Here is a 23,022-nt window from a genome sequence, read left to right as displayed (position 1 = left end):
TTACATAGTATAATGTGTCAAGAGGTATATAAAAAAAGATACCTCAATATGAAGTATCTTATTTCATAAAAAATGTCCAATAACCTTGTATAAAAATAAAGATAATAATGCATGGTAAAATATATTTTAAATAAACTTTGATCCATTTTGGAAATTTTAAGCCTGCTCCTGTATTGGCTTCAGCTAAGAAATTCTCAAATCCCCAGCCATATCTTGATGTACAATAAATCAAATAAGCCAACGAACCTAATGGCAAGAAATTATATGTAACAAGAAAATCTTCTAAATCCTGAATATAAGTTCCCGCTCCAAAAGGATTCAAATGACTCAAAACATTAAATCCTAAAGCACATGGCAGTGATAAAATCAATATCAAAATCAAATTCACAATAACAGATTTCTTTCTTGACCAATCAAATAAATCCATTCCAAAAGAAATAATATTTTCAAAAACAGCGACAATTGTTGATAAAGCTGCAAAACTCATAAAAACAAAAAATAAACAGCCCCAAACTTGACCTAGCCACATTTCATTAAAAATACTTGGTAAAGTAATAAAGACAAGCCCAGGTCCACTTTCTGGATTTACACCAAATGCAAAACAAGCTGGAAAAATAATTAAACCAGAACAAATAGCAACAACAGTATCTAAAACACAAACATTTAATGTTTCACCAAATAAACGACGTTCTTTACCAATATAACTTCCAAATATAGCAATAGCACCAATCCCTAAACTCAGTGTAAAGAATGCTTGTCCCATTGCCGCAAAAATCACTTCCAATAACCCATATTGAGATATAGAATCCAAATTAGGAATCAAATAAAAAGCCAACCCTTCACCTCCACCAGGTAAAGTCACAGCTCTTACAATCAAAACAATAATAATAACAAATAAAGATGACATCATGATTTTAGTCATTTTTTCAACACCATTTTGTAATCCTAATGAACAAATACCAAATCCTAAAGCCACAACAACAATCATCCAGAAAACCTGCATAAATGGATCTTGTAAAGATTGATTAAATATATCAGTCACACCTTGAGGTGAAATACCTTGAAACTCACCATTTAACATCTTAAAAAAATAAGCAATCATCCATCCACCAACAGTTGTATAAAACATCATCAGCATATAATTACCAGCTGATTGGAAATAACCAATATATTTCCACTTAGGTTTATCAGGTGTAATGGTTTCAAAAGCTTTCACAGCACTTTTTTGACTTGCTCGTCCAACTGCAAATTCCATTGTCATAATAGGTGCTCCTAAAAGCACAAGAAACAATAAATAAATAAGTACAAATATTGCTCCACCATATTGTCCTACAACATAAGGAAAACGCCAAACATTTCCTAAACCAATAGCACATCCAGCTGAAATTAAAATAAAGCCTAAACGCGATGAGAATTTTTCTCTTTCCATATCTTACTCCCCTTTACATACTTTTTTTAGTTTACAATAGAAATCGAAAAATGTAAAACCATTGATAAAAAGAAAAAGCGATGAGAAAATCTCATCACTTTATTATTAATAGTTTTCGCTCATTCTTTCGAAAAAGGCTTTTGGATATCCACAAGTTGGACATCTTTCTGGTGCCTGCTCACCTTCATAGATAAATCCACATTGACGACATTTCCATCCTTTAGGTGCATCACCCTTGAATGTTTTATCTTCTTTATAATTCTTTAATAATCTTAAATATCTTGCTTCATGTGATTTCTCTACTTTTCCTACATTTTCAAACTTGATTGCTAAATCTTCAAAACCTTCTTCTCTTGCTTCTTTAGCCATTCTTGCATACATGTCTGTCCATTCTTCATTTTCACCTGCAGCAGCAACTTCTAAGTTTTCATCAGTTGCACCAATACCATGGAATTCACTAAACCACATTTTGGCATGTTGTTTTTCCTGATTTGCAGTTTCTTCAAAGATTGCAGCAATTTGTTCTAAACCTTCTTTTCTCGCCATTTCTGCGAAATAAGTATATTTATTTCTTGCTTGAGATTCTCCAGCAAAAGCTTCCATTAAATTCTTTTCTGTTTTTGTTCCTGTATATTTTGATTTTCTTTCCTCTTCTACTTTTTCAAATTGACTTGCTGGAACTTTACAAATTGGACATACTTCTGGAGGTGTATCTCCTTCATGTACATATCCACATACTTTACATACCCATTTTGCCATAATTTTTATTTCCTCCTTCTATTTTTCATCTGCTTTTATTATACTACAAATTTTGGCAAAATCAAGAACTTTTTTAATAATAGTAATTATTACTAGTTATTTATTCCCTATTTATCAGTGTTTTTCCAAAAAAATTTTTTTATTATATTTTTTTATGATATATTTGTGATAGTATTTATATATGCTTTATAAATCTTTTTTTAGGAAGATGAATTGTAATTTGAAAAACATCGTTGTATAATAGCGTTGTTAAAAGCGATATATACAGTAATGACTTTTTAAGCGTTAACTTTATCTAACTTTTAACAAAATAAAAGAAAGCGTCGTATTCAAAAAGAAACGACAGTGGAGGAAAAAAATGAATAAACAAAAAACAAAGAACCTAGCGTTCATGTCGCTTTTTATTGCGATAGAAATTCTTATGGTGATGATTCCTTTTTTAGGTTTCATTCCAGTTGGTCCCTTGCGTGCAACAACTTTGCACATCCCCGTTATTATTGCTGGTATTGTCTTAGGTAAAAATAAAGGGGCTGGTATTGGTTTGGTGTTTGGATTGTCTAGTCTTATCATCAATACAATTCAACCAACTGTAACATCTTTTGTTTTCTCACCTTTTCTAAGTGGTTCAATTATGAGTGCATTTGTCGCTATTATTCCAAGAGTCCTGATTGGATATGTGGCTGGTTTCATTTATGAAAAGTTGAAAATGAAAAATGAGATAATGGCCATGACTTTAGGTTCTTTTTTAGGTGCTATGACAAATACAATCTTAGTGCTCGGTGGTATTTATGTGATTTTTGGTTCTCAATATGCAAGTGCTATTGGGAAAGATTTCTCAGTCCTTTTCCCTTATCTGATTGGTATTATAACAACAAATGGAATTGTGGAAGCTATTGTTGGAACGATTATTGCGGTTATGGTATCCAAAATATTAATCAAAATGAATTAAAGAAAGAGGTTATTCCCTTATGTCAAAAAAAATAATTATCGGTATCACAGGTAGTATTGCGGCTTTTAAATCAGTTCAATTGATCAGTGATTTAATAAAACAAGATTATCAAATTGAAGTCATGATGAGTGAAAGTGCCACTCAGTTTATTACACCGACCTGCATTCAATCACTCACCAAAAGAAAAGTTTATGTTGATACATTTGATGATGAAAATCCAGCGATTATTACTCATGTTGATATTGTCAAAGATGCAGATTTATTTCTTGTTGTTCCTGCAAGTGCACATACTATTGCAAAATTAGCACATGGAATGGCTGATAATATGCTGACAAGTGCTTTTTTAGCTGCTACTTGTCCTAAAATGATTGCTCCTGCAATGAATGTTCATATGTATGAAAATCCAATAACTCAAAAAAATATGCAAATATTAAAAGAACTCGGCATTTTATTTGTTGAACCTATTTCTGGACTTTTGGCTTGTGGAGATATTGGTCAAGGAAAATTAGCTGATGAGCAGGATATCATTGAAATGATTGATTATGCTCTTACTTACAAACCATTACAAGGAAAACGTGTCTTGGTGAGTGCCGGTCCTACACAAGAAAATATCGATCCAGTTCGTTATATTACAAATCATTCGAGTGGAAAAATGGGTTATGCGCTTGCTAAAGCAGCTTTTTGTCTCGGCGCTGAGGTCACTTTAATAAGTGGTCCTACACATTTAAAAAAACCTTTTGGGGTTGAAAAGAAAGATGTTATCAGTGCCCAGCAAATGTATGAGGCAGTAACCTCAATAGCAAAACAGCAGGATTATATTATTATGTCTGCTGCTGTTGGTGATTATGCCTGTCAGCAAATCGCTGATGAAAAAATCAAAAAAAGTGATGATCAGTTGACATTACAATTACATAAAAACAAAGATATTTTATTTGAATTAGGACAAATGAAACAGCCACATCAGATTTTATGTGGTTTTGCGATGGAAACAAGTGATTTAGTTTATCATGCCAAAGATAAACTAATAAGAAAGAATTGCGATATGATTGTAGCAAATCATTTAAAGACAGCTGGTGCTGGATTTCAGGGTGATACAAATGTTGTGACTATTATGACCCAAGATGATATGAAAGATTTTGGTTTAATGTCTAAAGATGAATTGGCTTATGTTATTTTTGATATGTTATTAAAAATGGAGGAAGAAAGATGTTAGCAGTCATTGATATTGGGAATACAAATATTACGATTGGTTTATATGATCAAAACACACTTATTGGGAATTATCGTTTAACAACGAAATTTCAAAGAACATCTGATGAATATGGTTTTATGTTATTATCGTTTTTAAATGCTTCTTCTATTTCAGTTGATGATATTGAAGATATTATTATTAGCAGTGTTGTTCCTAAAATCAATTATTCTTTTACCAATTGTGTTAAGAAATATTTACATAAGAATCCTATTTTTATTGGGCCTGGTGTAAAAACAGGAATTGATATTCGTATTGATAATCCTTCAACATTAGGTGCTGATCGCTTAGTTGATGCAGCCGGTGCCTTCTATACTTATGGCGGACCTTGCTTAGTCATTGATTTTGGAACAGCAACAACTTATGATGTCGTCACTGCTAAAGGTGAGTTTGTTGGTGGTGCAACAGCACCAGGAATCGGTATATGTGCCAATGCTCTTTCTTCACAGGCTGCTAAATTACCTGAAATTGAAATTCAAAAACCTGATAAGATTATTGCTAAAAATACAATCAAAAGTATGCAAGCGGGTGTTGTATTTGGATATATTGGTCAAACTGAGTATATTATAAAAAAAATCAAAGCAGAATATAATGAAAATTTAAAAGTGATTTCAACGGGTGGTTTAGGACGCATTATTGCCAGTGAAACAGATTTAATTGACATTTATGATGTAGATTTGACATTTAAGGGATTAAAAATTATTTACGAGAAAACGAAAAAAAATATGTATATCTAAAAAGAGATTTGATAGTCAATTTTGGCTATCAAACCTCTTTTTTATTGCTTGTTTTCATTATATAACATAAATAAGACTCTAGCAATAATCACTTCTTTAGCAAACAATGTTAAGAATTTTTCAGTATCGATTTTTTCTTCTTCTGGATAAAGCATTCCATGTAATAATCTCCCAATAATTCCTTTTTTGTTCATATCCTTAAATGTTCTTGAAATATCATCTGTTGAATGAAGTGAAATCATCTGATATTGGCTATCTGTATATTTTTCAAAATCTTTCAACAAATCTTTAACGACTAAATCAAATTGATAAACATAAGTTGGATCACGTTCAACAACTTCCAATAACCAATCCATTGCGATATAAAAATAATCATTTTCAGCTAAAGGCAAATCTTTATGAGCTTCCATAAATTTGTAAACTAAATTTCCACCTGTGTCACTTCTAAATGTCTTACGCATATATCTTTCTAAATACAAAATATCTTTATAAAATTCATGAAAAAGTGGTGTTTCAAATTCTATAAAAGTATATTTAACACCTACATAATGCCCCCAATATTTCATTGCTGTTTGATATCCTAAACGCATATTGCGATCTAAAGCTTCTCTTGAAAAATCTAAAAAACCGCCTAAATCAACATATGGCATTGTATATGTGACATGTGGTCGCTGAACATAATGTTTGTGTGTTGGTTCTTTGCTATTCATATCTATCACAATGACTTCATCAGCCCCCATATCAAATGCCAAATCAATTGGAACATTATCATAGTATCCACCATCAATAAAAGATTGATCTTTGATAGTATGAATAGGAAAGACTGGAAAACATGATGCACTGGCAATTAAGTAATCAAATATATGTTCTTTTTCCATTTCTTCCTTTGTAATTAACAAAGGTTTTAAAGATGGATAATAAACTGTACATAATCCAAAATCAATGGGTGAAGATAAAAGCTTATCTTCTTTTAATAAACCTCTTATTAACTCTTTTAATGGTGTAATATCAGCACCTTTTTCTTTAATGAACTTCTTAAAAAACGAAACAACTAAATTGGATTGATTTAACATATTATCAATATCAAAACTAAAATGAGGAGAAAATCCACCTGCAAAAACCTGACTAACATCTAAATTCTGCCATAAGTGTTCCATTGCTTCTTGATCTTGTTGAGCTAACAAACAACCATTTAAAGCTCCAATAGATGTTCCTGTCACGATTTGATAATCAATATTCAATTCTCTTAAAGCTTTCATAAAGCCAGCTTCATAGGCACCTTTAGAACCTCCACCAGCGAGTACAATTGCTCTTTTCATTTTACCCCTCTTTTCTATGACTCTTTTCTATCATATTGGCATAAACCTCTAAATATGAATCAAATTCATCAAATGATGTTAAACGATATTCCCAATTAGGAGAACCAATTTGACCTGGAATATTAAATCGACATGACGCGTCACATCCCATCATATCCCAAAACGGAACGATGACTTGATTTGCATTTAAATCTAGACAATAATGAATAATCTTCTGATATATCTCTTTTTCATCATATTTTTCAAGTAATTCTTTTAATATTTTCGTTTCTGATTGTTCAATTGTATCCAGCCATCCTACTAAAGTATCATTATCATGCGTTCCTGTATAAACAATAACCTTTTCAAAATCAAAATCATATGCATGATGGAACTGAAAAACATACATTCCTTTCAAATGATAATGATCTCTTAACTCATAAACTTCATTTCTTAATTCACCAAGATCTTCAGCTAAAATAGAAAGTTGATCAATATTTTGATACAATGCATCAAATAGTTTATACCCTGGTGCCTCTATCCATTCTCCAATCACTGCTGTTGGTTCACTAGCAGGAATCTTCCAATAAGTATCAAAAGCTCTAAAATGATCAATACGAACTGTATCATACATTTTTTGGGCAGCTTTCATACGTTCAATCCAAAACTTAAAATGATCACTCTCAAGATAGTCCCAATCATATAATGGATTTCCCCATCTTTGTCCAAATTTACTAAAATAATCAGGTGGAACTCCAGCAACAAAAGATGGTGTTCCATCTTCTTCCAATAAGAAATTTTCTTGATGTCTCCAAACATCAGCAGAATCTAATCCAACATAAATAGGCATATCTCCAATAATCATAATGCCCTTTGCATTCGCATAATTCTTTAAAGCATTCCATTGTTTAAAGAAATAATATTGTAAAAATATTTGATAATCAATATCTTTGATAAATGGTAATAAAGAAAATGTCTTTTCCTGATAATAATATTTATATTCATCTTCCCATTCCAACCATGTTTTTTGTTGGTTCTGATCTTTAAAGACTTTAAATAAAGCATAATCCTGAACCCATGGATTTTCAGTTATAAATTGTTGATAATCATCATGAAGTTGGAAACGTGAAAAAGCCAACTTATATAATTGTTCTTTTACAGGTCGTACCTGCTGATATGCAACAAAAGGTAACTGACTGTTAAAATATGTGACTTCTTCTTCCTTTAAAAGACCATCTTTTATAAAATCATCTAAACTTAAATAAATCTCATCTCCCGCATGTGTTGATAACGGCTGATATGGCGAATTTCCATAACCTAAAGGATTCAATGGTAAAATCTGCCATAAATGAATGTAGGCAGCTGCCATTTTATCGACTAATTCATATGCATATTTTCCAAAATCACCAACACCATAACGATTTGGCAAAGCAGAGATTGGAAATAAGAGTCCTGCTTGTCTTTTCATATTTCTCACCTAATATCCTAAATTTTCTTCAACAATAATGACTTTAATCCTATTCACTTGTCCTTGATATCCCAGTTTCACATAACTGCTGCAAATACGCTCAGGACTGCGACAATCCATACAATGACCAGTTTTGACACAAGGTGTTTTTTTATTTAAACGCATAGCATTTGTAGGGGCACTACATTCTCGTATATGCGCGATAGCCTCTTGTTCATTTAAACAGATTTTATTAAGTCCAGCAATGACAATCACTTCTTTTGGACCAAAAATCATTGCCGCTACACGATTTCCTGTCCCATCAATATTATATAAGCAACCATCCATCGTTAACGCATTTGTACTGGTAATAAACAAATCAGCAAAAAAACTTTCTCTAAAACGATTCATCATTTCATCACGAGATAATCCTTCCTCATAACGATCAATAAAATCAACATCACTTTCTCTAATTAAATCAATAACACCTAATTGATTCAAAGTTACACTTCCACCAACAGCAACCTTTTTTTGCTGATTAAAAATACCTTTTAAATAATGTGTTAACTCATCCTTATCTTTCACAAATAAACAAGTCATATTATTGGCTTCAAAAGCTTGAATTAATTCCTTTTCCTTAATCCTTAATAACTTTTCTACATTCTTTTCCATTCTCTTTTCCTCCACACATCTTATCACAATGAGAACAATCATGGCAATGAGACCTTTTCATTACCTTGATTGATAAAACCACACAAACCAGCAATATAATGACCACAATCCAATCCGCAAGACTCATCATAAAAAACTCCCTATCTGATAAATAACAAACGCAACAACATAAGCAACACCTGTCTGGAATAAAACCGTACCAATAGCTTGCCACCATGAACCAAGTTCACGTTTTGTTGCTGCAAAGGCAGCAATACAAGGCATATATAGGACTGTAAACACCAAAAATGCAAAACCACTTAAGGGTGTAAAGATTGTTGCTAGAGCGGTATTTAAAGCAACAGTATTAGACGCTTGAGTTAAAACTGTTAGTGTTGACACAACTGATTCTTTAGCTGTAATTCCAGTCATCAATGCGGTTGAAGCACGCCAATCACTAAATCCTAATGGTTTAAATATTGGAGCAACAAATGAACCAATGGCTGCTAAAATACTTTGACTGCTATCTTCAATCATTTCAAATTGGAAATTAAAACTTTGTAAGAACCAAATAACCATTGAGGCAATAAATATAACAGTAAAAGCTTTACGAATAAAATCTTTGGCTTTATCCCACACATTCAAAAACACATTTTTTAAAGTAGGTATACGATAGGCTGGCAATTCTAATACAAAAGGAACAGGTTCACCTAAGAAAACTGTACTTTTTAACAACAACGCTGAAAGAATAGCGACCAGTATACCAATACAATAGATAGTCATCATGACAAGTGCTGCCTTTGTTGGAAAGAACGCAGCAATAATCATTCCATAAATCGGTAACTTCGCACTACATGACATAAACGGGGTCAATACAATAGTCATCTTTCGATCACGATCACTTGATAATGTACGTGTTGCCATAATAGCAGGAACACTACATCCAAACCCTATCAACATAGGGACAAAAGAGCGACCAGATAAACCAATCTTTCGTAAGGCCTTATCCATAACAAAAGCCACTCTCGCCATATAACCACTATCTTCCAATAATGACAAGAAGAAAAACAAAATCACAATGACTGGCAAAAAAGACAAGACACTTCCCACACCCGCTAATATACCATCACCAATCAAAGCACGTAACCAATAAGCGACATGCTGTCTTTGTAAAAATGCAACAATTCCATGCGATAATGAAGTAATCATCTGATCCATTAAATCTTGTAATGGCGCACCAATAAAATAAAATGTCAAATAGAAAATTAATAACATAATCAATATAAAGATAGGAATCCCTAAATATTTATGTGTAAGTAAACGATCTATTTTCTCAGAACGAACTTGTTCTTTGGTTTCACATTCACTAAAAACACAATAATAACAAACATCTTCAATAAATGAATAACGCATATCAACCAAAGCTGCTTCACGATCAGTTCCTGATTCATCCTCCATACCTTCTAAAATATGTTCAATAATATGGCAATCATTATCACTGACATCCAAGGTCTTAAACATATCCTGATCACCCTCAATGAGTTTTGTCACACAATATCGCAAAGGAAGATGTAAAGCATGAACACGCTGTTCAACAATATGAGAAATAGAATGAATTGCCTTATGAACAGGTCCATGGCATAAATCTAAATGCCTTGCTGGTTTCCCAACCGTTTTTTCAATGGCTGTAATCACATCTTCAATACCTTCATTCTTACTTGCTGAAATCGGAATCACTTCCATACCTAATCGTTCTTTTAATCCATCAATATCAATACAATTTCCACTGGTAATCACCTCATCCATCATATTTAAGACAAGAATCATAGGAATATTTAATTCCATTAATTGCATTGTTAAATATAAATTTCTTTCAATATTTGTTGCATCAACAATATTAATAATTAAATCAGGATGTTCTTCTAATAAAAATTGAATTGAAACAATTTCTTCAGATGTATATGGTGATAACGAATAAATTCCTGGTAAATCTATTAATTCAAATTCATCTTTATGTTTTTTTATAAAACCCTTTTTTTGTTCAACTGTTACACCAGGAAAATTTCCCACATGTTGAGATGATCCTGTTAGAGCATTAAATAAAGTTGTTTTTCCACAATTTTGATTACCAATCAATGCAATCTTTCTATTCATCACTAACCTCCCTGACTTCAATCTTGGAAGCATCATCTTTTCTTAATGTTAACACATAACTACGCAAATACACTTCAATCGGATCCCCCATTGGTGCTATCTTACGAACTTTAATTTTTGTTTTAGGCGTTAAGCCCATTTCTAATAAACGGCGTCTTAATAAACCTTGACCACCGACTGATTCAATCACAACCATCTTTCCAGGCTGAACATCATCTAAAGTCATATCTCCACCCCACTTTCTCTATTATAACGTATTTTCATATGTTTTGAAACCTTCCTTTGTTGATTTAAAGAAAAGAAGTAGAGTCTATTCTACTTCTTAGCCATTGACTTTATTTATATTGATTTATCTTAATACGCGCATTGCATTTAAAATGGCAATTAAAGTGACACCAACATCAGCAAAAACACCCATCCACATATTTGATAATCCAAACATTGTTAATAATAAAACACCTATTTTAATAATTAATGTAAAAGCCACATTTTGTCTAAGAATCTTATTTGTCTTATGTGAAACAACAATAGCATCTTTAATTGTTTCAATATTATCTTGCATCAAAACAACATCAGCAGCTTCAATGGCTGCATCACTGCCAACACCACCCATAGCAATACCAACATCTGCTCTTGCAAGAACTGGGGCATCATTAATTCCATCACCAACAAAAGCAACATAGCCTTGTTTACGATTTAATAATTCTTCTACTTTACCAACTTTATCCTGTGGTAATAATTCACTATATACACTGTCAATTCCTAATTTTTGAGCAACATCTTCAGCTACACGATGATGATCCCCTGTTAACATGACCGTATTTTTAATTCCTACTGATTTTAAAGCTTGAATTCCTTTAACTGTTGTTTCTTTAATCTGATCAGCAACAACAATTGAACCTGCAAATTGTCCATCAATAGCAACATAAACAATTGTTCCAACTGTTTGTGGTTCTTTAACAGCAATTCCTAATTCTTCAAAGAAAGATGCATTCCCCAAAACAACATGTTTTTGACGAATCATAACATCTATACCTTTACCTGCCACTTCTTTAAAATCACGAATTTGGCTTTCATCAATATTTTGAGCATATTTTGCAACAATACTTTTCGCAATCGGATGATTACTATAAAATTCACCATAAGCACCATACATCAACAAATCATCTGAACCATTGACTTCAACAACATCAAACGAACCTTTTGTAAGTGTTCCTGTTTTATCAAAAACAACAGTATCCACATCTTTCAATAATTCTAAATAATTTCCACCTTTAATCAATGCCCCTAACTTACTTGCTTTTCCAAGTCCAGCATAGAGTCCTAATGGAATAGAGATGACGAGTGCACAAGGACAAGAAACAACCAAGAATGTTAAGGCACGATATAACCATTCTGTAAATTGAGCATCTTCAAAAATAAACATTGGAACAATCGCTAATAAAACGGCTAAGCCAACAACTGTTGGTGTATAGATTCTTGCAAATCTTGTAATAAATTTTTCAATAGGTGCTTTTTTACTTGCCGCATTTTCCATTAATTCCAAGATTTTTGAAACAGTTGAATCAACATATGGTTTTGTCACCTTAACTTCTAATATTTCTGTTAAATTGACAACCCCGGCTAAAACTTCATCATTTTGATAAGCATCTCTAGGCACAGATTCCCCTGTTAAACTAGAAGTATCCAACAATGAATGACCATTCACAATAACGCCATCCAAAGGAATTTTTTCACCCACTTTAACAACCAATATATCGCCAACTTTCACTTCTTCTGGTGTCACCTTAATCACTCCATCATTTGTTTTTAAGTTAGCATATTCACTCTTAATATCCATTAAAGAAGAAATCGAACTTCTCGTTTTATTAACAGCATAAGATTGAAAAATCTCACCAATTGAATAGAACAACAACACCGCAACAGCTTCTGCATAATCACCAATCAGAAAAGCTCCTATTGTTGCAATACTCATTAAGAAGTTTTCATCAAAGATTTCCCCTCTTAAAATATTTTTCACTGCTTTAAAAACAACTTCATATCCAATCAGTATATATGCAATAACAAAACCAAAGACTGCATATGACTGACTTTTTAACAATAAACTTATAATATATGCCACAACACCAATAATCAATGCAAGATTATCTTTCCATACAAATAACTGAGGTTTCTCTATGATTCGTTTCTCATCTTTATAAGAAAGAACCACTCCATCTTCAACATGATCAATAACTTGCTGTAAAGCAATCAATAATTCATCTTTATTGACTTGACTATGTGGAACAACTTGCAATGTCTCTGTTGAAAAATTCAAAACTGCATCATCAACTTGTTCCATTTTTTGAATAGCTGACTCCACTTTCATTGCACATGATGCACAATCCAACCCTGCAATATGATAAGCAAGAACGCCTTGTTTATCTAATGAACGATGATCATGGTCGTGTTGATGATCACAATCACAATGGTCATGATCATGGTCACAGTCTTCACCATGATGATGTTCATGATGACTATGGTCATGTCCACAGCCACAAGCATCTTCATGATGTGTATGATGATGAACATGTGATTGGTGTTGACCCTTTTCTTCAATTGTCACTTCTGGTTCTAATTTTTGAATAGCACTTTGTAATTCATCTATATCTATTTCATGAACTGATTCTATCATTAACAATTCATTGGCAAATGACAATGAGCATTCTTGAACATCATCTCTTTTTTGAATCATATTTTCAATCTTTTGTGCGCATGATGCACAATCAAGATTTTTAATAACATACTTCTTTAGCATCTTATTTCCTCCTTATTCTATAACATGCTTATATCCAGCATCGAAAATTTGTTGAACATGTTCATCATCTAATGAATAATACATCATTTTTCCATCTCTTCTAAATTTCACTAAATTCGCTGTCTTTAATATTCTTAACTGATGAGAAATAGCTGATTGTGTCATCTGTAAAGCAGCGGCTAAATCATAAACACACATCTCTGATTCAAAGAGTGCACATATAATTTTAATTCGTGTTGAATCGCCAAAAACTTTAAATAATTCAGCAACATCATATAATATTTCTTCATCAGGCAATGATTTTGTCACCTGATCAACGACATTTTGATTAACAATTGTTGATTTATCCATGTTATTCCTCCTTTTATATGAACAATTATTCATATGACAATATGATTATATAATGAATTGATTGACAAGTCAACTTATTTTGGTAAAATAGATAAAAACGGGGTGAAAATATGAAAAGATTATTAGTCGTAGTAGATTTTCAAAATGATTTTGTTTCTGGTAGTTTAGGTTTTGAGAAAGCTAAAGAATTAGAAGATCATATTGTTAATCTTATTAAGGAGTATCATATGAATGGTGATGAAGTTGTTTATACAATGGATACCCATACTGAAAACTATCTCACAACATATGAAGGAAAACATCTTCCAATAGAACATTGTATAGAACATACAGATGGCTGGGAACTTTATGGCAAAGTTGGGGAATTACTACAAGATTGTTTATGTTTTAAAAAGCCTACCTTCCCTTCATTGGATTTGGCTTACTATTTGGAAGGAAAAGAATATCAAGATATTACCTTTGTTGGGGTTGTTTCTCATATTTGTGTTTTATCTAACGCTATTATGGCCAAAGCTGCTCAACCTGATATACCTATCTGCATTGATTTAAGAGGTTGTGCAAGTGCTGATGAAAAAGTTCATCAGGAAAGTATTGATGTTATGAAGTCATTACAAATTGAAATTATCGAATAAAAAATCAATATATTTTATGAATTCTTATAAACACTTATGATTATTGTTATCATAAGTGTTTATTTATATAAAAAAAGTCTATTCGACATCATAATCGAATAAACTTTTTTCACGTAATTTCACTTTTTGAATATACTCAACATAATCATGTGATTCAATATCCTTACCTAATGTAAAAACATTACTTGGATTTTCCATATTATAAACATATATATAAGCTTGTTCTACAACCTCACCCTGTTCATTATAAATATCACATAATTCCTTGTTATATTCATTTTTAGGATTACCTTCACCAAGATATCCTTCTAACTGATCAATAGAATTCATAGTTTCATCACTTACTTCATGAATTTCACCTAAAATCATATCTTGACCATCTGTTAAATAGGCTGGGTATACTCTCCCAAGGATTGTCATAAGGCTTCCTTTTGCATAGGCATAATAACGAAATGATTTTTCATCTCTTAAATACAAATCATAATTATACATTCCTTTTCTCAATGTTCCATATACAAATATTTTCTGTTTCATTAATGCGTTGCTCCACCAGTAATTTTTAAATCAACTTCAGTATCAACAATGGCCTCAATAGCCACACTTAACGCTTCAACAATTGTCTCTAAACTCATGCTAGGCATGTTCTTTTTATTAATAACTTGTTGAGGTAAAAAAGGAATATGTATAAAACCACTTCTTTTGCCAGGAAATTTTGTTTCAATGATATGACGAACACCATATGTCACATGATTGCAAACAAATGTTCCTGCACTATTTGATACAGATGCTGGTATCTGATGTTCTTGAATACGTGCAACCATTGCTTTAATTGGCAAATTGACAAAATAAGCAGCTGGTCCATCTGCAAAAACAGGTTCATCAATAATTTGTTGTCCAGCATTATCCGGAATACGACAATCATCAATATTAATACCGATTCTTTCAACAGTTATATCTGTTCTTCCGCCAGCTTGACCAATAGACAAAATAACATCTGGATTATGTTGTTCAATCGCCTCTTCTATTACTTTTAATGAAAGATGACATACTGTTGGTATTTCTAATTTAATAATCTGAGCACCAGCAATTGTATCAGGTAATAATTTAACTGATTCTATAGCCGGATTAATCTTTTCTCCATTAAATGGATCAAAACCTGTAACAAGTATTTTCATAATTTCCTCCTAGAATCCTAATACTAACATTAAAATAATATGAATGACTATCATAACAAGAGCCATTGGTAATTGTGCTTTAATAACTGCCCATTTTTGATCTTTGGTTTCTAAGACAGCACATGGCACAATATTAAAGTTTGCAGCCATTGGTGTTAATAGTGTACCACAATATCCAGCAGTCATTCCTAATGCACCAATAACAGCTGGATTTCCACCTTGAGCAATAACAAATGGAAAACCAATACCAATTGTAATAACTGTAAATGCAGCAAAAGCATTTCCCATAATCATTGTAAAAATAACCATTCCTAACACATAGACAATCACACCAATCACAATATTACCAGAAGGAACGACACTTGAAATAATGTTAGAAATAACTTCACCTACACCTGCTTCTTTAAATACACTTCCAAGGGCTCCTAACAATTGTGGTAATAAGCATGATGCTCCTACCTGCATTAGTAAACGAGATGTATCAGAACGTGTTTCTGAAACCTTAGGCTTACAAATGATAAAAGCTAATAAAAGTGCCACTACACAAGCTGTACCCGTCATCACTGCACCATCAAGAGCCTGCATTTTTATTGTCCCATCAACAACTGTACGATATTTCACAAATGATAAAATCAAAGCCATAATTCCAATTGATACTGCTGGAATAAAAATACTATTGCCAACTTTTTCACTTGCACTTTGACGAAATTCTGGAGTCGATTCGACAAATTTTCCCATTTTCACTTGTTTAAAAGCTGTTAAACATCCCATAACAACCAATAATCCACCAACAATTGTAGCAGGAATAATTTTACCAAACATAAAAATAATTCCTAAAAGACACCAAAACAAAGATGTTCCAATGCGTGCTTCTTCATTTTTTGTAGCACGAATAGCCGTATCAAAACTAACCAACCCACATAATACATAAAAGAATTCAGGAAGATATACACTTAAAAATTCAGCCATTATTTATTTCCTCCTTTTTTCATTTTAAAATCAAACCATAAAACTTGGATAAATGTTAAAACCACAGAAATCAAAGCAATATAAATTGCTGATGAAGAAATCATTGATAATGTAATATCTTCAAATCCCAATCCAACTAATGTACCACGAATCAAAACAACACCACTAGAAGCCGGAAAAACATTTTGAGCAAAGAAATTACCATAGTTTTCAACAGCTGCTGCTAAGCCCTTAATTTCTTCATCTTCTGCTTCTGTTATGTGTTCACCTTTTGCTGTTTCAGCAGCCGCTTCACTCATTGGTAAAATTAAAGGTCTTACAAATTGGACATGTCCTCCAATTCTCACATTTAATGCTGATGCAGCTGAACGAATAACACTATAAATACATAAAACTTTTCCAGCAGATGCATTCTTGATTTTTCCAATCAAATAAGCAGCTCTTTCTTTTAAACCATATCTTTCAATAATTGCAATAACTGGGAAAATAATTAAAAATATTGACATAAGACGATTAGTTACAAAAGAATTCCCTAATATCTCTAATATCTTAAAAAAATCCATTCCAGCGACTAAACCAGTCACTATTCCAGATACAATAACAACTGCCAATACATCAAGTTTTAAAGCAAAACCAACGACAATAATTAATATACCTATCAATGTAATATATTCCATTGTTTATCTCCTTTCAAAATAAATATGTAGACGTCCTGTATTATATCGAATTTCCTTTTTTATTTCAACGATAATTGTACTTTTTATCATCTGTAAAATAACAATCATTTTACATTCGTCAAAAAATGCAATGAAAAAGATAAACAAAGTTTATCTCATTGGTGACGATATGCACATTGTCTTGTGATCCTTAACACATTATCTTCTTGAGGAAAATGAATAGGATTTTGATGTGTTTGCTTAAACATTTCAATTAAATCACATGCATCCTGATATATTTCTTTGATTTCCATATTACCATACATTCTAGGAGGCAATACATAAATAGGAACAGGAACATCCTCTTTTTCAACCAATTGTTTTACATAAATATTCAAATGTGGACAACAAACAACAATATCAAATTCTAAAAACTTTTCTTTTGCGATAGAAAAAGGAGAAAATTCAATCATGACATCTTTTTCCATTCCTGAACTTTTTATTTCTTTTTTCATTCTTTCAGCAACATAACTTGAAGAAAACCCGCCACCACAACACAACAATATCTTTATCATAAATACCTCCTATATTTATATTATTCCTTAATATTATATCATTCTTTTGGCAAATGCAAAAATATATTGCTACTTATATAAAAAAAGAGTATAATTTCATTAATTATAAAGGGGGATTTGTATGGAAATCAAAATTGAAAAAGCAAAAACGCTTAAAGAAAAACCTGATCAAAACAATTTAGGTTTTGGTAAATATTTTACAAACCATATGTTCATTATGGATTGGGATGAAGGACAAGGCTGGCATGACGCACGTATTGTTCCATATGGACCTATTCCAATGGATCCAGCAACAATGGTTTTACATTATGCTCAAGAAACATTTGAAGGTTTAAAAGCATATCGTAATCCTAATGGTGACATTCTATTATTTAGACCTGAAATGAATGCTCGTCGTATGATTAATTCTAACAAACGAATTTGTATGGCTGAGTTACCTGAAGATATGTTTGTAGAAGCTGTTGAAGCCCTTGTTAAATTTGAACAAGATTGGATTCCTACTGCACCAGAAACATCTTTATATATTCGTCCATTCACTTTTGCATCTGAGCCAGGAGTTGGTGTTCATCCAGCAAAAAGTTATCAATTCATGATTATTCTATCACCAGTTGGTGCTTATTATCCTGAAGGTGTTAATCCTGTTAAGATTTGGGTAGAAGATGAATATGTAAGAGCTGTGAAAGGTGGAACTGGCTTTACAAAATGTGGTGGTAACTATGCAGCAAGTATTGCGGCACAAGTTAAGGCTGAACAAAATGGTTATACGCAAGTTCTTTGGTTAGATGGTGTCCATCGTAAATATGTTGAAGAAGTTGGAACAATGAATGTTATGTTCTTAATTGATAATACTGTTGTAACAGCTGCATTAGAAGGTTCTGTATTACCTGGAGTGACAAGAGATTCTATTATTCATATTTTAAAAGATTGGGGTTATCAAGTTGAAGAACGTGATTTAAGTATTGATGAACTCATGGAAGCAGGAAGAACAGGAGCTTTAAAAGAAGCATGGGGAACTGGGACAGCTGCTGTTATTTCACCAATTGGAGAATTATATTATAAAGGCGAAAAAATCACTGTTAATGATTTCAAGACTGGTGAATTAACCCAAAAATTGTATGACACACTTACTGGTATTCAATGGGGAAAATTAGAAGATAAGTATCATTGGACTAAGTTAGTTAAATAAGCCGAGGAAAATTCCTTGGTTTTTTTATACAAAAAAAGCTATTGATTTGTTTATCAATAACTTCTGTAATCATCTCTAATTTAAGGATAATGATTATCGTTTTTCTATATCTTCATATTCTTTGACTTCACCAACATATTTTGTAGCTGGTCTAATAATACGATTTGAATAAAGTTTATTTTCTATATTATGAGCAATCCAGCCAACTGTTCTTCCTACAACAAACAACAAAGTATAAAGATCACTTGGAATACCTAACATATCATAGACAAGACCACTATAAAAATCAACATTACTACAAACATGAATGCCTTTTCTACGATAGATTTCCTCAATCGCAATTTGAGCAAATCGGCAATAAAACTGATATTCATCAATGCGTCCTTTTTCAATAGCCAATTCTTTACATTTTTCAGATAAAATCTCACTACGTGGATCACTTAACGTATAAACCGCATGTCCAATTCCATAAATAAGTCCACTATGATCATTAAATTGTTTATCTAAAATACGTTCAATAATGCTTTGAATCTGTTCATCTGTTGCATGTGTTGATATTTCATCAATTACTAATTCCATTTGTTGTTTAACTGCTAAATTTGCACCACCATGACGTGGCCCTTTTAATGAACCAATTGCTCCTGCAACAGCTGAATAAATATCTGTCCCAGTAGAAGAAATCACAACATTAGTAAATGTTGAGTTATTTCCACCACCATGATCAGCATGCAATAACAAAGCAACATCTAAAACTTCAGCTTCTTTTTCGCTAAACATACCATCATCTCTTAATAATGCTAAAATCGTTTCCGCAATACTATAATCCTTATTAACATGATGAATAAAAAGACTCTGTTCTTCAAAATAATGAACTTTTGTTTGATAAGTATAACAAACAATACTAGGAATTTTAGCTAATAAATTAATTCCCTTTTCTAATGTTTCTCTAATTCCAATATTATCAGCATCCTGATCATATCCATATAACATTAAAACTTCCTGCTGCAATTTATTCATCAGATTTTTAGCTGGAAAGCCAAGTATATTCGCTTCTAAATAATGTGGTGGTAATTCATAGTTATCACTTAAAATCTGTTTGAATTCCAAAAATTCTTGTTCATTTGGTAAATATCCAAAAAGAATTAAAAAACAGACTTCTTCAAAAAGATATCTTTTTTCACGTCGAGGAGCTTGAACAATATCTTTCACATTAATTCCACGATAATAAAGACTTCCATAATCATCGACTTTCTCATTATCTACCTTTTTATACCCCACAACATCAGATATTCTTGTTAATCCTACAAGAACTCCTGTTCCGTCTTCGTTTCGTAAACCTTTTTTGACAGAATAAACTTTATACAACTCATTGTCAATCTCATTTTCACGTAGAGATTTTTCAAAAAAACTTTGAATTTTATTTTCCATCCTATCACCCCTTATGTATTCTGTATTATAGCACACTTTTGTATAATTGTATACAATAAATATGTTTTCCTATTACTCTAAAGAAAAGAAACAGTTGGCAATAACTGTTTCTTATTATGATTATGATATTATAAAGATTGAGGAATTTGATAATGAATCTTTAATACATCAAACCACTTCTGTTTTTTATCCATCTCTTCATGTTCACCATAAGCTTTAAAAACTGTTGAATCATCTTGTACAATAAAATAAACTTTATCATCTTTATTAATAATTGACTTCACTTTTACTGTTGATGATATCATCTGTTCATCCATTGTCAAAATATTTTCCTTTGGGAACTCTTGAGATAACTTATCATATTTTTGTGAAGCTGTGTCAGATGAAGTCATGTAATAACTTTCAAACGCAAGTGCATAGACATCCTGATAATCAGGTGTTAGTGTCGTTGTCTGAAAACGTACACCCTCTTCATTTCCTTCATCACCATACTCATTTAATTTCATACAATTGGGATATTCAGTTAATCCTAAGTATTGTTTATAATGATCTCCACTAACAAAAATAACAATGAAACAAATAACAAGCAGAACTCCTACAATAGTTGCAATACTTTTAAGATTATGATGATGATATTTGTTTTTCATATGTTTGTCCTCCCATACATCTTCTCCTTCTAGTATAACGCAATAAATGCAAAACTGCTATAATGAAATCAAAAAAAGCCTTATATCCATCCAAAATGCTGACAAGCATACTCAATACCATCTTCACTACTGGCTTTTGTCACAAATGTTGCTTGTGACTTTAATGCATCACAGGCATTTCCCATCGCAATATTGGTCCATTCTTTTTTAAACATAACCAAATCATTATAGTCATCACCAAAAACAACAACATCTTCTATTTGCCCACCAACTCTTTTTAACATTTTATAAATACCTTCATCTTTAGCATCATGCTGGTATGTTAAATATTCATCCATAAATCGAATATGTCCTAAAGAATCTTTTAAATCTAGTTTATCTTCATCCTCGCAAGAAATCGCAATATATATTTTATAAATCTGCTCTATCTGATCATATTTCAAGGATCTATCCAATATGTATCTCGTTGGTTCTTGGCGATAACCAACCTGTTGAATAAACAATTCGTCTTTCATAAGAACATCTATACTATCATTATAAGCAATCAGCATTCCATATCCTTTTTGTTGGGCCTCAAGACACAAAGCCACTGCACGCTCATGATCTAAAGGACGATTTTCAATCAATTCATCATTGATTGTCAAAGCCGCTCCTCCATTACTGACAATATGATGAATACCTGCCATTTTAGCAAAATCTTTGGTTTTATAATAAGCGCGTCCTGTTGCTATACAAACAAAATGACCATTTTGTTGTAACTTCTGAATTGTTTTTTTAGCACTTGGAACCAATTCACCTGTTTGCTTATTTGTCAATGTTCCATCAATATCAAAGAAAAAATATTTTTTTGACATATTTCCATCTCCCTTTTGATTTCTATTATATCAAATCATTTTATTGCTGCAAAGTAGATTCCTCAGAATCTAAAAAGCTATAAATGAGACTCATATGAATTGGCGAAAGAATAATCCCTATGATTCCAAAAAAATGAAGATGGATCATCATTGACAACAATAAAAGAAATGATGGAATTTGCATTTGTTTATTCATGATTCGAGGTTCTAATAAACTTCTCATAACATTAATCATTAAATAAATCAAAAATAAATATAATGCTTTTAAATAAAATCCTTTAAACACAAAGAAAATACACATTGGAATCAAAACAATTCCAACACCAATAAAAGGTAAACTATCTAAAAAAGCTGTAAGCAATGCATATAGTAAAGGATGTTGCATTTTTAATATTGTCATTCCAATGAATAAAATTATAAAACAAATAATCATCAATATGATTTGACATTTGATATAAATCCATAAACTTTTTAAACATTTATTTTTCAGTAATAAAAGAATGGAAATGAAACGGGTATGACAAATTGATAACATTTTGTCTCTCATAGGTTCATAATCTAATACCAAAAAGAATGTTGAAATAATAAAGAGAAAAAAAGAAAAAATAAATGATGGAATATGTGTGATTATCATTGATAAAGAAGTTATTCCCTGAAAAAAACTTTGTGTTAAAAAGTTCTGAATTGTTGTTAATAGATTTGTTTGATGAAAAAAGGAGAATTGTTTAGTAATCAATACCATGAGTTGATTAAAAAATGGTTCTATCATTGTTTCATAATAAAAAGGTAATTGTTCTAATGTATCTGCAAGGAAAAAGAAAATATAGGTAAAAAGACTTCCCAGCAATATCGTTAATAATAAATAAATCACCAATAACAAGGATATTCCTATAGCACTTCTTTTCACATGAAAATGATTTTCTAAAATATCAATTAAAGGCTTCATCACATAATAACATAATAAAGCCAACAAAAAAGGCAACAAAACACCAAATAAATATTTTAATATTAGACAATACCCTAAAATCAATAAAGCAATAATGAATCCTTTTTTCTTTCCCATGATAATCACCTCTATA

24 protein-coding genes are annotated in these 23,022 nt (G+C 31.6%); 5 read left to right on the top strand and 19 right to left on the bottom strand.

The features are described from left to right. Positions 1–58: 58 nt before the first annotated feature. Both BN1865_RS01390 and rbr read right to left on the bottom strand, forming a co-directional pair. Positions 59–1,429, bottom strand: a complete 1,371-nt coding sequence (locus BN1865_RS01390) for a sodium-dependent transporter (protein ID WP_050635475.1) — start codon at positions 1,427–1,429, stop codon at positions 59–61. 105 nt (positions 1,430–1,534) lie between these two features. After that, positions 1,535–2,188, bottom strand: a complete 654-nt coding sequence (gene rbr / locus BN1865_RS01385; protein ID WP_082189872.1) for a rubrerythrin — start codon at positions 2,186–2,188, stop codon at positions 1,535–1,537. A 358-nt stretch (positions 2,189–2,546) separates the two neighbouring features. Between rbr and BN1865_RS01380 the strand changes: the two genes are divergently transcribed. Genes BN1865_RS01380 through BN1865_RS01370 form a run of 3 tightly spaced genes read left to right on the top strand, consistent with a single transcriptional unit; the run spans position 2,547 to position 5,123 of the window. Beyond that, positions 2,547–3,137 carry an ECF transporter S component gene (locus BN1865_RS01380; RefSeq protein ID WP_050635474.1) on the top strand — a complete coding sequence of 197 codons (591 nt, stop codon included), beginning with the start codon at positions 2,547–2,549 and terminating at the stop codon, positions 3,135–3,137. 19 nt (positions 3,138–3,156) lie between these two features. After that, positions 3,157–4,350 (top strand): bifunctional phosphopantothenoylcysteine decarboxylase/phosphopantothenate--cysteine ligase CoaBC, encoded by a 1,194-nt coding sequence (gene coaBC, locus BN1865_RS01375; protein WP_050635473.1) that lies wholly within the window; start codon positions 3,157–3,159, stop codon positions 4,348–4,350. Then, positions 4,344–5,123, top strand: a complete 780-nt coding sequence (locus BN1865_RS01370; protein WP_050635472.1) for a type III pantothenate kinase — start codon at positions 4,344–4,346, stop codon at positions 5,121–5,123. The genes coaBC and BN1865_RS01370 overlap by 7 nt, the downstream gene beginning before the upstream one ends. 41 nt (positions 5,124–5,164) lie before the next feature. Here BN1865_RS01370 and BN1865_RS01365 read toward each other — a convergent pair whose 3' ends face one another. The 8 genes from BN1865_RS01365 to BN1865_RS01335 form a co-directional block, all read right to left on the bottom strand. Then, positions 5,165–6,442 carry a patatin-like phospholipase family protein gene (locus BN1865_RS01365; RefSeq protein WP_050635471.1) on the bottom strand — a complete coding sequence of 426 codons (1,278 nt, stop codon included), beginning with the start codon at positions 6,440–6,442 and terminating at the stop codon, positions 5,165–5,167. Between the two features lies 1 nt (position 6,443). Next, on the bottom strand, positions 6,444–7,889 hold the full coding sequence (gene malQ / locus BN1865_RS01360; RefSeq protein ID WP_050635470.1) for a 4-alpha-glucanotransferase: 1,446 nt from the start codon (positions 7,887–7,889) through the stop codon (positions 6,444–6,446). Positions 7,890–7,898: 9 nt separating this feature from the next. Further along, positions 7,899–8,540 carry a lactate utilization protein gene (locus BN1865_RS01355; protein WP_050635469.1) on the bottom strand — a complete coding sequence of 214 codons (642 nt, stop codon included), beginning with the start codon at positions 8,538–8,540 and terminating at the stop codon, positions 7,899–7,901. Then, positions 8,506–8,670, bottom strand: a complete 165-nt coding sequence (locus BN1865_RS18260) for a hypothetical protein (protein WP_157844068.1) — start codon at positions 8,668–8,670, stop codon at positions 8,506–8,508. The genes BN1865_RS01355 and BN1865_RS18260 overlap by 35 nt, the downstream gene beginning before the upstream one ends. Beyond that, positions 8,667–10,673: a ferrous iron transport protein B gene (gene feoB, locus BN1865_RS01350; protein ID WP_050635468.1), complete on the bottom strand. Its 2,007-nt coding sequence runs from the start codon at positions 10,671–10,673 to the stop codon at positions 8,667–8,669. Before feoB ends, BN1865_RS18260 begins: the two co-directional genes overlap by 4 nt. Then, on the bottom strand, positions 10,666–10,899 hold the full coding sequence (locus BN1865_RS01345) for a FeoA family protein (protein ID WP_050635467.1): 234 nt from the start codon (positions 10,897–10,899) through the stop codon (positions 10,666–10,668). Before BN1865_RS01345 ends, feoB begins: the two co-directional genes overlap by 8 nt. 123 nt (positions 10,900–11,022) lie before the next feature. Beyond that, positions 11,023–13,470: a heavy metal translocating P-type ATPase gene (locus BN1865_RS01340; RefSeq protein ID WP_050635466.1), complete on the bottom strand. Its 2,448-nt coding sequence runs from the start codon at positions 13,468–13,470 to the stop codon at positions 11,023–11,025. 12 nt (positions 13,471–13,482) lie between these two features. Next, on the bottom strand, positions 13,483–13,821 hold the full coding sequence (locus BN1865_RS01335) for an ArsR/SmtB family transcription factor (protein ID WP_050635465.1): 339 nt from the start codon (positions 13,819–13,821) through the stop codon (positions 13,483–13,485). A gap of 110 nt (positions 13,822–13,931) precedes the next feature. Between BN1865_RS01335 and BN1865_RS01330 the strand changes: the two genes are divergently transcribed. Next, positions 13,932–14,453, top strand: coding sequence for a cysteine hydrolase family protein (locus BN1865_RS01330; RefSeq protein WP_050635464.1), 522 nt, complete (start codon positions 13,932–13,934; stop codon positions 14,451–14,453). A gap of 78 nt (positions 14,454–14,531) precedes the next feature. Here the strand turns inward: BN1865_RS01330 and BN1865_RS01325 are convergent, their stop codons facing one another. The 5 genes from BN1865_RS01325 to BN1865_RS01305 all read right to left on the bottom strand — a co-directional run bounded on the left by BN1865_RS01325 (position 14,532) and on the right by BN1865_RS01305 (position 17,828). Continuing rightward, positions 14,532–14,987, bottom strand: coding sequence for a gamma-glutamylcyclotransferase family protein (locus BN1865_RS01325; RefSeq protein WP_050635463.1), 456 nt, complete (start codon positions 14,985–14,987; stop codon positions 14,532–14,534). Further along, entirely contained in the window at positions 14,987–15,628 is a 642-nt protein-coding gene (pcp, locus tag BN1865_RS01320) for a pyroglutamyl-peptidase I (RefSeq protein ID WP_050635462.1), read from the bottom strand. Before pcp ends, BN1865_RS01325 begins: the two co-directional genes overlap by 1 nt. Positions 15,629–15,637: 9 nt before the next feature. Beyond that, positions 15,638–16,597, bottom strand: coding sequence for a DUF979 domain-containing protein (locus BN1865_RS01315; protein WP_050635461.1), 960 nt, complete (start codon positions 16,595–16,597; stop codon positions 15,638–15,640). Beyond that, positions 16,597–17,274 (bottom strand): DUF969 domain-containing protein, encoded by a 678-nt coding sequence (locus BN1865_RS01310; RefSeq protein WP_050635460.1) that lies wholly within the window; start codon positions 17,272–17,274, stop codon positions 16,597–16,599. Before BN1865_RS01310 ends, BN1865_RS01315 begins: the two co-directional genes overlap by 1 nt. Positions 17,275–17,429: 155 nt before the next feature. Next, positions 17,430–17,828: a PTS sugar transporter subunit IIB gene (locus BN1865_RS01305; protein WP_050635459.1), complete on the bottom strand. Its 399-nt coding sequence runs from the start codon at positions 17,826–17,828 to the stop codon at positions 17,430–17,432. Between the two features lie 121 nt (positions 17,829–17,949). On the opposite strand from BN1865_RS01305, the gene BN1865_RS01300 reads away from it, so the two are divergent. Beyond that, positions 17,950–19,014, top strand: a complete 1,065-nt coding sequence (locus tag BN1865_RS01300) for a branched-chain amino acid aminotransferase (protein ID WP_050635458.1) — start codon at positions 17,950–17,952, stop codon at positions 19,012–19,014. A 93-nt stretch (positions 19,015–19,107) separates the two neighbouring features. Here the strand turns inward: BN1865_RS01300 and BN1865_RS01295 are convergent, their stop codons facing one another. The 4 genes from BN1865_RS01295 to BN1865_RS01280 all read right to left on the bottom strand — a co-directional run bounded on the left by BN1865_RS01295 (position 19,108) and on the right by BN1865_RS01280 (position 23,006). Continuing rightward, the gene (locus BN1865_RS01295) at positions 19,108–20,442 is read right to left on the bottom strand and encodes a citrate synthase (protein ID WP_050635457.1); all 1,335 of its coding nucleotides are present in this window, start codon (positions 20,440–20,442) and stop codon (positions 19,108–19,110) included. A 128-nt stretch (positions 20,443–20,570) separates the two neighbouring features. Further along, the gene (locus tag BN1865_RS01290) at positions 20,571–21,089 is read right to left on the bottom strand and encodes a hypothetical protein (protein ID WP_050635456.1); all 519 of its coding nucleotides are present in this window, start codon (positions 21,087–21,089) and stop codon (positions 20,571–20,573) included. Positions 21,090–21,169: 80 nt separating this feature from the next. Beyond that, positions 21,170–21,943, bottom strand: a complete 774-nt coding sequence (locus BN1865_RS01285) for an HAD-IIB family hydrolase (RefSeq protein WP_050635455.1) — start codon at positions 21,941–21,943, stop codon at positions 21,170–21,172. A gap of 40 nt (positions 21,944–21,983) precedes the next feature. Then, positions 21,984–23,006, bottom strand: coding sequence for an AI-2E family transporter (locus BN1865_RS01280; RefSeq protein WP_050635454.1), 1,023 nt, complete (start codon positions 23,004–23,006; stop codon positions 21,984–21,986). Positions 23,007–23,022: the final 16 nt, after the last annotated feature.

Source organism: Candidatus Stoquefichus sp. SB1 (assembly GCF_001244545.1).
In the GTDB taxonomy this organism is placed as follows: Bacteria; Bacillota_I; Bacilli_A; order Erysipelotrichales; family Coprobacillaceae; genus Stoquefichus.
Note: the sequence above shows the minus strand (reverse complement) of the source record. Positions and strands in the feature narration are given on the sequence as shown.